The sequence below is a fragment of the Flavobacterium sp. GCM10022190 genome, assembly GCF_042656445.1.
In the GTDB taxonomy this organism is placed as follows: domain Bacteria; phylum Bacteroidota; class Bacteroidia; order Flavobacteriales; family Flavobacteriaceae; genus Flavobacterium; species Flavobacterium nitratireducens.
The window spans coordinates 530,112-543,972 of record NZ_JBHSOQ010000003.1; the positions used below are offsets into that span (position 1 = coordinate 530,112).

9 protein-coding genes are annotated in these 13,861 nt (G+C 34.6%); 2 read left to right on the forward strand and 7 right to left on the reverse strand.

The genetic code is table 11. The features are described 5' to 3' along the window. Nucleotides 1–5: 5 nt before the first annotated feature. The 6 genes from ACFPTQ_RS12360 to ychF form a co-directional block, all read right to left on the reverse strand. The gene (locus tag ACFPTQ_RS12360) at nucleotides 6–2,741 is read right to left on the reverse strand and encodes a DNA gyrase/topoisomerase IV subunit A (protein ID WP_379777839.1); all 2,736 of its coding nucleotides are present in this window, start codon (nucleotides 2,739–2,741) and stop codon (nucleotides 6–8) included. Between the two features lie 84 nt (nucleotides 2,742–2,825). Then, nucleotides 2,826–4,688 carry a DNA topoisomerase IV subunit B gene (locus ACFPTQ_RS12365; protein ID WP_379777840.1) on the reverse strand — a complete coding sequence of 621 codons (1,863 nt, stop codon included), beginning with the start codon at nucleotides 4,686–4,688 and terminating at the stop codon, nucleotides 2,826–2,828. Between the two features lie 184 nt (nucleotides 4,689–4,872). Continuing rightward, a complete protein-coding gene (locus tag ACFPTQ_RS12370) occupies nucleotides 4,873–5,403 on the reverse strand; it encodes an NADPH-dependent FMN reductase (protein WP_379777841.1) in 531 nt (176 codons plus the stop codon). Between the two features lie 52 nt (nucleotides 5,404–5,455). Continuing rightward, the gene (locus ACFPTQ_RS12375) at nucleotides 5,456–6,973 is read right to left on the reverse strand and encodes a response regulator (protein ID WP_379777842.1); all 1,518 of its coding nucleotides are present in this window, start codon (nucleotides 6,971–6,973) and stop codon (nucleotides 5,456–5,458) included. After that, nucleotides 6,973–8,118: an FIST signal transduction protein gene (locus ACFPTQ_RS12380; protein ID WP_379777843.1), complete on the reverse strand. Its 1,146-nt coding sequence runs from the start codon at nucleotides 8,116–8,118 to the stop codon at nucleotides 6,973–6,975. The genes ACFPTQ_RS12375 and ACFPTQ_RS12380 overlap by 1 nt, the downstream gene beginning before the upstream one ends. A gap of 116 nt (nucleotides 8,119–8,234) precedes the next feature. Continuing rightward, nucleotides 8,235–9,329, reverse strand: a complete 1,095-nt coding sequence (gene ychF, locus ACFPTQ_RS12385) for a redox-regulated ATPase YchF (RefSeq protein ID WP_379777844.1) — start codon at nucleotides 9,327–9,329, stop codon at nucleotides 8,235–8,237. A 270-nt stretch (nucleotides 9,330–9,599) separates the two neighbouring features. On the opposite strand from ychF, the gene ACFPTQ_RS12390 reads away from it, so the two are divergent. After that, nucleotides 9,600–12,227, forward strand: coding sequence for a TonB-dependent receptor (locus ACFPTQ_RS12390; protein ID WP_379777845.1), 2,628 nt, complete (start codon nucleotides 9,600–9,602; stop codon nucleotides 12,225–12,227). A 75-nt stretch (nucleotides 12,228–12,302) separates the two neighbouring features. Here ACFPTQ_RS12390 and ACFPTQ_RS12395 read toward each other — a convergent pair whose 3' ends face one another. Beyond that, nucleotides 12,303–12,653, reverse strand: a complete 351-nt coding sequence (locus tag ACFPTQ_RS12395; protein WP_379777846.1) for a 4Fe-4S dicluster domain-containing protein — start codon at nucleotides 12,651–12,653, stop codon at nucleotides 12,303–12,305. A gap of 135 nt (nucleotides 12,654–12,788) precedes the next feature. Between ACFPTQ_RS12395 and ACFPTQ_RS12400 the strand changes: the two genes are divergently transcribed. Next, a complete protein-coding gene (locus tag ACFPTQ_RS12400; RefSeq protein ID WP_379777847.1) occupies nucleotides 12,789–13,847 on the forward strand; it encodes an acyl-CoA reductase in 1,059 nt (352 codons plus the stop codon). Nucleotides 13,848–13,861: the final 14 nt, after the last annotated feature.

Below are 13,861 nucleotides of genomic sequence, written 5' to 3' on the forward strand. Positions count from 1 at the left end.
TTTTTTTATTCTAATACTAAACCTATCTGACCGTCTTCGTCCAATTGTACTTGAGTATCATCGGCATTTAATTCGCCTTTAACCTCTAATTCCTCGGCTATGACTTCTTCAGGAGCTTCATAAGGCAATGGCTCTAACGCATTGACCTGTTTTAGCTTATCGGTTGTTAATTGATTTCCTAGGGCTTTAAATCCTTTTATCGCTATGAAATTTTCAACATCAACTGTGATACTTTCTTTTTGTACCCCTTTTACTTTAGAAAAAACCAACTCTACCATTGGTCTATAATCTGTAGAAACTAATTCTAATTGAGAGTTAGGATGTTCTGTAATAAATATATCCTCTTTGCCTTCATTTTCCACCAAGAAACGTTTCAAATAATAGCGTTCTTTTTCCCCATCATAATAAATGGCCGAAATAGGTTTTTTAGGAATCCATTTTTCCAACACAATCATGTCTTCCTCAAAGTGCGTTGATAATTCCGGAATGATCACCTTCAACTTTCCTGATTGCTGAATGATTAGGATTTTATCACTAGGCCTAAATTCACCCAATAATTCACCTCTACCATCTACATTCAATCGCTGAACGGTATCATCATACCAAATCTTTCTCGGCAACAAAGTAGAAATCCCTTTTTCTTTAATTTCGATTTTCTTAATTGGATATTTGGTTACCAAATTCCCTTTAGAAGCACGTCCTTTAATAGCTAATTTGGCAAAATCCAAATCGAATTTCAATTTCTTAATATTGCTTATTTGGCGTAAAAGAATCGAAATCACTTCTGCTTCCCCATTTGGATTGCAAGTAAAATACAAGACTTGAGAACCTTTAGTTCCATTGGTCAAATCGTACAATTTGTCTCTGGTTACCCCAGAAACATTAAATCGCTTAATATAAGAAGGCCCTGATTTACCGTCTCGATACACCATATTATAAATGGTGCGTTTATCACTCTTGTCAAAAACGGCCACGTAAATAATGTCTTTCCCAACGAAAGTTTTGGCATCTACTTTAGTTACCATCATACTTCCATCTCTCAAGAAAACAATCACATCATCAATATCCGAACAATCGGTAACGTATTCGTCTTTTTTCAAACTGGTACCTACGAAACCTTCTGCTCTGTCTACATACAATTTGGTATTACGCAATACTACTTTTGTGGCTTCGATATCATCAAAAATACGCAACTCAGTTTGACGCTCTCTTCCTTTTCCGTATTTCTCTTTTAACTTGGTAAAATAAGCAATGGCAAAATCAATAATATGTTCCAAATTGTATTCTACCTCCGTCATTTCCTCTTCCAATTTGGCAATGAAATCATCGGCCTTATCAGAATCGAAACGCGTAATACGAATCATCGGAATTTGAGTCAATCGCTGTAAATCCTCATCATTTATTTCTCTAACAAATGATTTTTTGAAAGGCTCAAAACGATCGTACATGTATTTAAATAAAGATTCTTTATCATGATACAATTTGAAATCAATATACATTTCTTCACGAATGAAGATTTTTTCCAGGGTCGAAAAATGCCATTTGTTTTTTAATTCTTCCAATTGAATTTCCAACTCCTGACGCAATAAATCCACAGTCCTGTTAGTTGAAATTTTCAACATCTGTGAAACCCCAATAAACAAAGGCTTATTATCTTCAATCACGCAACCTAATGGCGCCACTGATGTTTCGCAGGCGGTAAAAGCAAACAAGGCATCAATCGTTTTATCTGGAGAAACACCTGGATACAAATGAATTAAAATCTCAACCTCAGCAGCGGTATTGTCTTCAATTTTCTTGATTTTGATTTTCCCTTTTTCATTCGCCTTCAAAATACTATCAATCAAAGTCGAGGTATTCGTAGAAAACGGAATTTGGGTAATAACTAAAGTATTTTTGTCCAGCTGAGCAATTTTGGCACGCACACGCACACGTCCGCCGCGCATACCGTCATTGTAGTTCGACACATCGGCAATACCCGCCGTCATAAAATCAGGATACAGCGTAAATGGCTTTCCTTTTAAAATTTTTATAGAAGCATCAATCAGCTCATTGAAGTTATGAGGTAATACTTTCGTCGAAAGTCCTACTGCAATTCCCTCTGCTCCCTGAGCTAATAACAATGGAAATTTTACTGGAAGATTGATTGGTTCGGCTTTTCTACCATCATAGGAAACACCCCATTCGGTAATCTTAGGCGAATACAAAACTTCCAGAGCAAACTTAGACAAACGCGCTTCAATATAACGTGAAGCCGCAGCACCATCACCTGTTAGAATATTACCCCAGTTTCCCTGACAATCAATTAATAAATCTTTTTGACCAATTTGCACCATGGCATCCGCAATACTCGCATCTCCGTGGGGGTGATACTGCATGGTGTGCCCTACTACATTGGCCACTTTGTTATAACGACCATCATCCAACTCTTTCAAGGAATGCATAATACGACGCTGAACCGGTTTGAATCCGTCCTCGATAGCCGGAACGGCACGCTCCAAAATTACATAAGAAGCATAATCCAAAAACCAGTCTTTGTACATACCAGTAACCTTGGTAATGGTATCACTACCATCACCCTCGTCCTGATTTTCGTAAAAATGACTTCCTTCAAAAGAAGAAGCGGCTACTTCAATAGGTTCCTCTGACTCATCGCCATCTTGATTCTCCTCAATTGCATCCTGCTCTTCGTTATTTTCTTCGTTGTCTGGAATGATGTTATCGTCTTCTTCGTCTTTCATTTATGCTGAATTTATTTCAGTTTTTCTATTATAAAAATTTGTCCAACTCTTGGTTTTGCTCAATTAAAATCTGGCTTTTAAAAACTAAGCCTCTTCCATTGTATCCACTTCCACCTTCAAATTCTTGATGATAAACTCTTGTCGGTCTGGGGTATTTTTACCCATATAAAAAGACAACAATTGTTCTACCGAAGTATTTTTATCCATCATAATAGGATCTAATCGAATGTCATCGCCAATGAAATGCTGAAACTCATTTGGAGAAATCTCTCCCAAACCTTTAAATCGGGTGATTTCCGGTTTTGGTTTTAGCTTTTCGATTGCTGCCACTCTTTCTTCTTCGGAATAGCAATAAATCGTTTCTTTTTTATTTCGAACCCTGAACAAAGGCGTTTGCAAAATATACAAATGCCCTTCTTTGATTAATTCTGGGAAAAATTGCAAAAAGAACGTAATCAATAACAAGCGAATGTGCATACCATCGACATCGGCATCGGTAGCGATTACGATGTTGTTGTAACGCAGATTTTCCATATCGTCTTCGATATCCAAAGCCGCTTGTAACAAATTGAATTCCTCATTCTCGTACACAATTTTTTTACTCATTCCGTAAGAGTTCAAAGGCTTACCACGCAAACTAAATACCGCTTGTGTATTCACGTCACGCGATTTGGTAATCGAACCCGAAGCCGAATCCCCCTCGGTAATAAATAGGGTACTTTCTAAATATCTTGGATTTTTAATATCTGGTAAATGCACGCGACAATCACGTAATTTTTTGTTGTGCAAACTCGCTTTTTTAGCTCTGTCTTTGGCTAATTTTCGAATACCTGAGAGTTCTTTACGTTCTCTTTCGGCTTGTAAAATTTTGCGCAACAACAAATCGGCCGTTTCTGGATTTTTGTGCAAATAATTGTCAAGATTATTTTTGACAAAATCATTTACAAAAGTCCTTACCGATGGCATTCCCGGTTCTGAACCTACTTCTGTTGAACCTAATTTGGTTTTGGTTTGCGATTCGAATACAGGTTCCATCACCTTAATACTCACCGCTCCCACAATGGATTTACGAATATCCGAAGGTTCAAAACCTTTATTGTAAAATTCCCTAACGGTTTTTACAATGGCTTCTCTAAAGGCAACTAAGTGCGTTCCCCCCTGAGTCGTATTTTGTCCGTTTACAAAAGAATGGTATTCCTCGCTGTATTGCGACTTACTATGCGTCATAGCGATTTCGATATCATCTCCTTTCAAGTGAATGATGTCGTAAACCTTATCTTCTTCGGCAATATTTTCGTTTAATAAATCTTTTAATCCATAATCTGAAAAGAATTTATCGCCGTTGTAAATTATGGTTAAACCTGTATTCAGGTAACAATAATTTTTAAGCATTTTAACTACATACTCATTTCTGAATTTGTAGTTTTTAAAAATAGCTTCGTCTGGCGTAAAGGTTACTTTGGTTCCTTTTCGCTTTGTCGTTTCTATGATATCTTCTTCCAGAACCAAATTTCCAGCAGAGAATTCGGCTGCTTTTTGTTTGTCTTCACGAACCGATTCTACCCTAAAGAAAGTCGATAAAGCATTCACCGCCTTCGTACCTACCCCATTCAAACCAACGGATTTCTTGAAGGCCAAGGAATCATACTTTCCTCCCGTATTCATTTTAGAAACCACATCGACCACTTTACCTAATGGAATTCCACGTCCGTAATCGCGAACCGCTACGGTTTTGTCCCTGATAGTCACCTCGATCGTTTTTCCTGATCCCATGACAAACTCATCGATACAGTTATCGAGTACTTCTTTCAATAAAATATAGATACCATCATCAGGTGAAGAACCATCACCCAATTTCCCGATATACATACCGGGACGCATACGAATATGTTCTTTCCAGTCGAGTGACCGAATATTATCTTCGGTATATTTACTTTGATCTGACATTAAATTTTGTGGATTTTTTGCTAATATAGCATATCTCACCCTATTTTAAAAGGGCTTACGACCAAAGTTATCAAAAATGATATTGACAGTGGGAAAAAGAGAAAGCAGAAAACAGATTTTAGAATTAAGAACAGTCCAATACCAAGACAAAAAAAATATCTTATCGTTAAAACGAAATAATCGATTACTTTTCTTGAATTTCACGAATCGTTTTTTTCAATTCACCATCCAATTCGGTATTAGAAATCTTTCCTTTTTCGACATCAAAATTATCATTAAAACTCGGTAAAGAAAAAGTAGCTTTTATATCCGCACCATAACGTGGAAAAGCATTTTTAGCAATTTCTAAAACGGTAGCACCGCCTCTGCCTCCTGGAGAGGTAGCCATTAACAACATTGGTTTTCCCTGGAAAACTTTTGGAACAATTCGGGAACACCAATCGTATAAATTTTTGAATGCTGCCGAATAATTTCCATTATTTTCAGCCAAAGAAACCACTAAAAAATCTGCAGATTTAATTTTTGATAAAAAAGCTTTAGCCAATTCATGCTGCCCAATTTCAGCTTCGATATCCACACTAAAAAGTGGCATTTGATAATCATTTAAATCTAAAATTTCCACTTCTGCATTTTGAAACAATCCAGCCGCATATGTAGCTAATTTTTTATTGATAGAGTTTTTACTCGGACTTCCTGCAAAAGCGATGATTTTCATAATGATCTATTTTTATTAAAAATAATAAAATAAAAAAGATGACGTCTAAAAATCATTTAAAATATCTTCTCATTTTCATATTTAATTCTTTGGGATTAAATGGCTTTATAATGTAATCATTAACTCCTATTTGAAGTGCTTTTTCCAAATAACTATAGGATGAAGAAGCCGTTAAAGCAATAATAGGAATCATCGTATTAGAACCTCTAATAATAGCTGTGGCCTCATACCCATCCATAACAGGCATCGAAAGATCCATCAAAATAACATCGTAAGTATGAGCTTTAAACTTTTCAACTGCTACAAGTCCGTTCTCCGCCTTATCGACTACAACTCCCCATTGTTTGAGAATTTTTTCGGCTATTTTCATGTTTATCATATTGTCCTCAACTAAAAGCACATTCAATCCATCTAGGTTTTCTTCTTTGTAATCATGACGTACTATATCATTTTTCAATTCGACATCGGTCATGAAGAAAGGCAATTCCAGTACAAAACTAAATGTAGAGCCTACTCCAATTTCACTTTGCAATTCAATTTCTGAACCTAACAAATGAAGTAGCTTTTTAGTAATCGCCAAGCCTAAACCTGTTCCACCAAATTGTCTTGAGGTTTTAACTTCTGCTTGCTCAAATTTTTGAAAAATAGATTTGAATTTATGTACATCAATCCCAATTCCTGTATCGATTACTTGAACTTTAAAAACCGAAATACTTTCTCTAATTCCTATTTGGTCAATTTTGATTTGGATTGAGCCTTTTTTGGTAAATTTAATTGCATTGGAAACTAAATTGGTAATTATTTGACCAATTCGTAAGGGGTCACTAATCAAATAAGGAGTAAAATCATCATCAATTACCACATCGATGGAATTCAAATTTTCCGAAGCTTTAATTTTAAATGATTTAGCGATATGCTCTACTAATTCTTTAAAATCAAAAGGAATTTTTTCGAGCTCAATCTTACCCGCTTCAATTCGGTTAAAATCTAAAATATCATTAATGAGCATGAATAAATTTTGTGCCGAAAACTTTAATACCTCTAAATTTTCTCTAAAACTAACCAAGGTATTCTCTTTCTCCATTATGTAAATCAACCCAATAATAGCATTAAGAGGTGTTCTAATTTCATGACTCATTATGGATAAAAAATCCGACTTGGCTTCATTAGCCTTTTCGGCATTCATTTTGGCCAAATACAATTCGTTTTGAAAATCTCTTTTAAAATCAATCTCACCACGAAGAATTTGTATTAAACTTTCAGTAGACTCATCTCCATTTTGAAGTTTAAAATCATGATCATTTAATTGTTTAATTGCCTCAATGAGTTTATTTTGAAGATTTTCTCTTTTATCTAATTCTAAAGATAACTTTTGATTTATTTTATCATACTCTAAATCATTTAATCGAGTAGATTGCTCAAACAACTCGGCATCTTTATCAAAATTCAAATATGAAAGATTTACCGATTCGATGAATTTTTGGACAGACTCATTATTTTCAATAAATTCATCCGAAAAACATTTCGAGATTTGCCTGTTTAATAGTCGATGTAATTTTTTTCTATCCATCACAATTCTTCATAAAAAGTTGCAATTGTCATTGTTTGATTATGGAGTTCGCACGCCACTTTTTCAAGCTTAGGCGATATTTCTCCATAAGAATAGAAACCACAAACTAGAGTATTTTCTCCAAATACTTCTTTAACCACATCCAACTCTTCTTCTATTCGATTCCCCAGAACAATTTTTCGTCCTACACAGCTTACTAATAAGGCTAATTCTGGTTTATCATGTTGTTCCGTGATTGTCTGAGAAGCAGCACTATAAGAGGCGTCAACTAGTCGGTCTAAATTTCCTTTCATCAATCGTACCAGTGCTCCCTCTGGAATATTTCCCGCAAAGGTCATTGATTTATTTTCTTCGTCTATAGAAAGAATCGTTCTTACAACAGGTTCTGATTCATTGCTCTCTTTCATGGAAAGAGGAAAATACAGTGAAGATCCTGGTAATTCGTCTGCATATTTTCCTAAATATTCTTTGTATAAATCTAATGCAAATCGATCTCCTATTTTATACAATACATTTTTATCGGATTGCGTAACTTTTCTTTCAGGACCAAAATCACTCCAACCTCCATCGGAACCAAAACCAAAGTGAATTGCATTTCCATAAAAACCTACCGCAACTATCTTTCCAGGAACAGCATCCTGATTTAAGCCTACGATGGTTTTTTTAAAATTATATTCATCACCGGCTAAACCTCCAAAAATAGGTATTTTGCCTTCGGTAAGTTTTATAAGCTCATTGATAAGTTCCGTTCCATTTACAAAACTACCTTCTGAAAGTATTAATACCGATTTAAGGCTTTTTTCATAAAAATCTTTTTGGATTCTCTTTACTAATTCCTGAATATTAGATTCTTTTACAACATCTATTTCTGCCACTTTAATTTCGGTTTTTTCAAAAGATATGGCAGTAGCTACAACATTATTTTCAACTAAACTAGTATTAGAAATTTGTCCTGAAGTAGAACAAATCACAATTTCAGCATTAGGATACAAAGTATGTATCGCATTATAAGGTTGAAGACGTTCTAGCAATGACCTTTCGCCAAAAGCCAATACTAAATTTACCTTATCTGAACTAAAGTCTACCGAAGAATAAACGACATTAGCCTTTTTCTGATCATCTAAAACAATTTGTTGCAGGTCCATAACAAAATATTTTAAGAATTGGTAGCTATAAAGGAACGAAAAAAATTAACAAGAACAAAAAAAACCTACAAAAATTCTTTTGTAGGTTTTCTAATTTATACTAAAATTATGTAATCTTATACGTTAAATCTAAAATGCATTACATCTCCATCTTTCACGATATACTCCTTACCTTCCACACGTAACTTTCCTGCTTCTTTAACTTTGGCTTCTGAACCATAATTAGAAAAATCTTCATACGCAATTACTTCTGCACGGATAAATCCTTTTTCAAAATCCGAGTGAATTACACCTGCCGCTTTTGGCGCTGTATCCCCAATATTAATTGTCCAAGCACGAACTTCTTTTACTCCTGCTGTAAAATAGGTTTGTAAGTTTAATAATTTATAAGCCGCACGAATTAAAACTGCCGAACCTGGTTCAGTAAGACCTAAATCTTCCAAGAAAACCTGACGCTCTTCATAACTTTCTAATTCAGTAATATCTGCCTCAGCACCTACAGAAAGTACAATAACTTCTGCGTTTTCATCTTTTACCAATTCACGAACTTGATCCACATATTTGTTTCCCGTAACAGCCGAAGCTTCGTCTACATTACAAACATACAAAACGGGTTTTGTAGTAATCAATTGAAAATCTTCCATCAAAGCTTCTTCATCATTGTTTTGAGGAACTACTGTTCTTGCCGATTTTGCTTGCAACAAAGCATCTTTAATTCTATCTAAAAGCGCTTTTTCGGTTTGTGCTTCTTTATTACCTGTTTTTGCAGCACGATTTACTTTCTCCAAACGTTTTTCAACCGTTTCTAAATCTTTCAACTGCAATTCGATATCAATTGTTTCTTTATCACGAATAGGATTTACATTTCCATCTACGTGAACAATATTATCGTTATCAAAACAGCGTAAAACATGAATAATAGCATTACACTCGCGGATATTACCCAGAAATTGATTTCCTAAACCTTCTCCTTTACTTGCTCCTTTTACTAAACCCGCAATATCCACAATATCTACTGTAGCCATTTGAACACGCTCTGGTTTAACTAATTCCTCTAAACGTGCAATTCTAGGGTCTGGAACATTTACCACACCAATATTAGGTTCGATAGTACAAAAAGGAAAGTTTGCACTCTGCGCCTTAGCATTTGACAAACAATTAAAAAGTGTTGATTTTCCAACATTAGGTAATCCTACAATTCCTGCTTTCATGTTATTTATATTTTTTACAGCACAATTAGAAAGTGCTTTTTGAAAAATTTATTTTTAAAAGTGTGCAAATATAAGATTTAATAAATGTATTAGAAGCTATTAACGAAAGATAAAAATGAAATTACTACTTTATTTATTTAAAAAAGTGCATCCCTTTCTTAAATACATTAAATATTTTTTAGACAATTAAACATTTTCCAGAAACTAAATCATAAAAAATGTTAAAATTTTGTTATATTGCAACATCAAACAACTTAAACTTAGACTAGTATGAAAAACGTCCACCTATTAATTCTGCTTTTGAGTTTTAGCTCGATCATAGCACAAAAAAGCATTTCCGGGGTTGTCAAAGACCAAACTGGCAGCAATCTGCCTGGAGTAAATATTATTGAAAAAGGAACTAATAATGGTGTTTCCACCGATTTAGATGGAAAATATGTCATCAAAGTAAAAGAGGGTGCAACTTTGGTATTTAGCTACATTGGATACAAAACCACTGAAAAACAAGCTACCAACAGCGTAATAAACGTGACCCTAAATTCTGAAGGTGGCGAAATATTAAGTGATGTGGTAATTGTAGGTTCGAGAAACACAAAAAGAACCGTAGTAAACACCGCTGTTCCTATTGACATCATCAACATGAGGGACGTAAGTACGCAGAGTGGAAAATTAGAAATCAATGAATTACTACAATATGTAGCACCTTCATTTAACGCTAATAAACAATCAGGCTCTGATGGAGCTGATCACGTAGATCCTGCTACTTTAAGAGGTCTTGGACCTGACCAGACTTTAGTATTAATCAATGGAAAAAGAAGACATCAATCTTCCTTGATTAATTTATTTGGAACACGTGGTAGAGGTAATACTGGTACCGACTTAAATGCCATTCCTGCTGCTTCGATAAAAAGAATTGAAATTTTAAGAGACGGTGCAGCAGCACAATACGGTTCAGATGCTATTGCCGGGGTAGTAAATATTGTTCTAAACGATAATATTGATGAATTCACAGGAACAGTTTCTTATGGCGCCTACAACACTAATGCTAAAGGAGACTTCCCTACAGGAACAGCAAATACTGACGGTTACAGATTAGATCAAAACGGTTTTGGAAACACATACGGAAAAGACCAAGCCTTTGATGGAGGTTCTGTAAAAGTATCTGCAAATTATGGCGTGGCTGTTGGCGAAAAAGGAGGATATGCCAATTTTACAACCGAATATTTAAACAAAAACAAAACATTACGCCCTGGTTTTGATTTCAGAAAAGGATTTGGTGAGGCTTCAATTTTAGGTTTTAACTTATTTGGAAACCTGTCAATACCTGTTTCAGATAAAACGGAAATTTATGCTTTTGGAGGACGAAATTATCGTGACACTGATGCTTATGCGTTCACTAGAAATGATGGAGAAAGAGTGGTTGAATCCATTTATCCTGGAGGTTACACACCACGAATCACTTCTAATATTCTTGACAATTCTTTTGCGGCGGGTATCAAAACAGAAACCAAAAGTGGCTGGAAAATCGACTTCAGTAATACTTTTGGAAAAAACTTATTCCATTATTACATCAAAGGAACCATTAATGCATCACTCGAAGAAGCCTCGCCAACTGAATTTGATGCTGGTGGTCATAGCCTAAGTCAAAATACTACCAATTTAGATTTTTCTAAAAACTTTGATTCGGTTTTAGATGGTTTAAACATTGCTTTTGGTTCGGAATTCAGAACCGAAACTTTTAATATTTTTGCCGGAGAAGAAGGTTCTTATGCTACTTATGACACCAACAGCAGACCTATAACTGACCCAAGCACACAATCAGCACCTATTGACCCTATTTCAAATGAAGCAAGACCTGGAGGCTCACAAGGATTCCCAGGATATAGTCCCGCAAATGTGGTAGACAAAAGTCGCTCTAATGTATCTTTATATACCGATTTAGAGCTTGATGTAAATAAATCCTTTTTAATTAGCGGAGCGATGCGTTTTGAAAATTATAGTGATTTTGGAAGCACATTCAACGGAAAACTAGCAACCCGTATCAAAGCTTCAGACAATTTTAACATTAGAGGTTCTATTAGTACAGGATTTAGAGCTCCATCATTAGCTCAAATTTATTATAACCTAAGATTTACCAACTTTAGCTCAAGCGGTGCTTCTGAAATATTACTGTCACCAAATAACAGCCCAGTTACCAAAGCATTTGGCATTGAAAAACTTAATGAAGAAAAAGCCGTAAATGCCTCATTCGGCTTCACTTCTACTTTTGGTGATTTTAATGCCACTGTTGACGGCTATTTTATCAATGTAAAAGACAGGATTGTTTTGACTGGTTATTTTGATGCTTCTACCTTTAATTTAGGTGTCGATGAAGCGCAATTTTTCGTTAATGGCGTTAATACCAAAACCTATGGTTTGGATGTAGTCCTTTCTTGGAAAAAGAAATTTGCAGACCAAACATTTAGTGCCACTTTAGTAGGAAACATAAATGATATGAAAATTGGAAGTGTTAAAAATGGTACTTTAGACAAAGAAATTTTCTTTGGCGAAAGAGAAAAAGCCTTTTTATTAGCTTCAGCACCTAAAAATAAATTTGGACTAAACCTTAGTTACGATGTAAATTGGTTTAACACAGGATTAGCATTTACCCGTTTTAGCGAAGTTAAGCTAATTGATTATGGTGGAGCTACTGACTATTATAGTTCAAAACTAGTAACCGATTTAACTTTAGGATTTAAATTAAACAAAAATTCTAAACTAAGTATTGGAGCTAACAACCTATTCAATGTTTACCCTGATCAACAAGATGCTGATGTAGAAGGTGGTGGTTATTGGGATGCTGTTCAAATGGGTTTTAGCGGAGCTTATTACTATGCCCGATTAGGTTTTAATTTCTAAAATATTCTAAAACAAAAAAAATCCTGAGTGTTATGCTCAGGATTTTTTCTAAATTGAAATTAAAAATATAATTCACTATTCATTATGCAAGAAAGCTTGTCTATTCAACAAGGTTTCTTCATCCTCTACATGATTTTCATCTGGAATACAGCAATCAACAGGACAAACAGCAGCACATTGAGGCTCGTCATGGAATCCTTTACACTCTGTACATTTTCCTGGAACGATATAATACACCTCATCAGAAATTGGAGTTTGAGCCTCTTCAGCATCTACTTCAGTTCCATCAGGAAGAATTACTTTTCCACTTAATTTAGTACCATCTTTATATCTCCAATCATCAGCACCTTCATAGATTGCAGTATTTGGACATTCTGGTTCACATGCACCACAGTTGATACATTCGTCTGTTATTATAATTGCCATTATGTTTTGGTTTTATGGTTAAAGTACGAAAGCAATACAGTTTTAACAAGCTAGCAGTTATAACTTTTGTCTTTCGACTATATTATACTTATTTTTGTGCAAAATTACAATCAAAACATTTCATAAGCAAACAATATGACAATAGAAAACAAAAAAAATATTTTTGTAGCCTTAGGAAAATTTCTAAGTCAATTTTCTGAAACCGAAAACAAACAAAGAGAAGACGTTCAAGGGAATGCTGTTTTTTTTGATTCTTTTGTTGATTTAATTCAGCTTTCACAATCGCATAACGGATGGTACACTCCTGAACAGGTGTATTTTGCAATACAATCTTGGGCGCAAGCCTTAACAGAAGAAAGTATTAACCAATGGCTTTCTAACTATTCTCTCGATAATATAAAACCAAAAAAGGTAGCCTTAATTCTTGCTGGAAACATCCCTCTTGTTGGTTTTCATGATTTTCTAAGTGTGCTAATCACAGGTCATGATGTGGTTGTAAAAACATCATCGAACGATCAACATTTACTTCCATTTTTAGCCAAATATTTAATTCATATCGCTCCTGAATTAGCTAACAAAATTACTTTTGCCGAAGGCAAACTTGAAAATTTTGATGCAGTGATTGCTACAGGAAGTAACAATACGGCTCGATATTTTGAATATTATTTCAAAGACAAACCTGCTATTATTCGCAAAAACAGAAACTCTGTCGCGGTATTGAACGGCAAAGAAACCAAAGAAGATTTAATTGCATTAGGCGAGGATATTTTTAGGTATTTTGGACTGGGTTGCCGCAATGTTTCTAAACTTTTTGTACCAGAAGGCTATGTTTTCGATTCCTTTTTTGAAGCTATGTTTGAATACCAAAATGTGATTCAATATGAAAAATATGCTAACAATTACGATTACAACAAAGCTGTTTTCTTGATGAGTAATTTTCAATTATTAGACAATGGTTTCTTGACTATAAAAGAGGACAATAGTTATTCCTCCCCTATTTCTAGTGTTTTTTATGAATACTACAAAGACCTTGAAGATGTAAAAAACAAACTAGAAAATGACTCCGAACAAATCCAATGTATCGTGAGTAATAATTTAATTAAAAACAGTATTCCCTTTGGACAAACACAAAAGCCTAAATTATGGGATTATGCAGATAATGTCGACACTATATCGTTTTTGTTAATAACATAGCGCATTTTTTAATA